This window comes from Pseudomonas sp. P5_B2, from assembly GCF_056400445.1.
In genome coordinates this window covers 1-1,071 of sequence record NZ_JBFULH010001054.1, presented here as the reverse complement: position 1 = coordinate 1,071, position 1,071 = coordinate 1, and the positions used below count along the sequence as shown (strand labels likewise).

The 1,071-nt window shown below is 58.5% G+C and carries 2 protein-coding genes; both read left to right on the top strand.

What is annotated here, in order from left to right; translation table 11 throughout:
* The coding region (locus AC1DRJ_RS29105) for a hypothetical protein (RefSeq protein WP_477805173.1) at positions 1 to 82 on the top strand (82 nt) is incomplete at its 5' end.
* Positions 83 to 177: 95 nt separating this feature from the next.
* Positions 178 to 900, top strand: coding sequence for an amidotransferase (locus tag AC1DRJ_RS29100; protein WP_477805172.1), 723 nt, complete (start codon positions 178 to 180; stop codon positions 898 to 900).
* Positions 901 to 1,071: the final 171 nt, after the last annotated feature.

The window sequence follows — 1,071 nt, the reverse complement described above, 5'->3', positions numbered from 1 at the left end:
ATACCTGGCCGCGCAGTATGGCGAGCGCTTCAATCCGCCGGCCTTGTTGCTGGAGAAAGCGGCTAAAGGGGAGGCGTTTTAAGGGACCGGTGACGCCTCGCAGGGCTTGCCTTGGAACGGTGTTTCGAGGCAGGCTCTGAGGTGTGCATTATTCCCATCACGTGTCAGGTATTTTTTATGTCGTTACGCATCTGCATTCTGGAAACCGACATCCTGCGTCCAGAATTGGTCGAGCAATATCAGGGCTACGGGCAGATGTTCAAGCACCTGTTCTCGCAGCAACCGATCGCGGCCGAGTTCACGGTCTACAACGTGATGCAGGGCGAATACCCAAGTGATGAGCTGACTTTCGACGCTTATCTGGTCACCGGGAGCAAGGCCGATTCCTTCGGCACCGACCCGTGGATCGAAATCCTCAGGACCTACCTGCTGACCCGCTACGAGCGCGGCGACAAACTGCTGGGCGTGTGTTTCGGCCATCAGTTGCTGGCGCTGTTGCTGGGCGGCAAAAGCGAACGTGCAACCCAAGGCTGGGGCGTCGGTACCCACCGCTACAAACTCGCGGCCAAGGCACCGTGGATGAGCCCGGTCAGGGAAGAGTTGACCTTGTTGATCAGCCACCAGGATCAGGTGACCTCGCTACCGGAAAACGCCACGGTCATCGCATCCAGCGATTTCTGCCCGTTCGCCGCTTACCACATCAATGATCAGGTGCTGTGCTTCCAGGGGCATCCGGAGTTCATTCACGATTATTCGCGCGCGCTGCTGGACATCCGTCAGCAAGCGCTGGGCGAGCAAATCTACACCGAAGGCTTGGCCAGCCTGGAGCAGGAGCATCATGGCKCTACGGTTGCAGAGTGGATGATGCGGTTTGTGGCGCATAAGCCAGAAACGGTCTAACGAACGACAGTAAAGCTGTGGAGAGGGGACTTGTGTGGTGAGAGGGCTTGCCCCCGTTGGGGTGCGAAGCGCCCCTCTGCATTTCTGACAAAACGGTTGCCTGAATTGCGCCTGCTGCGCAGCCGAACGGGGGCAAGCCCCCTCGCCACAGGTAAGTAAGCCGTTACAACC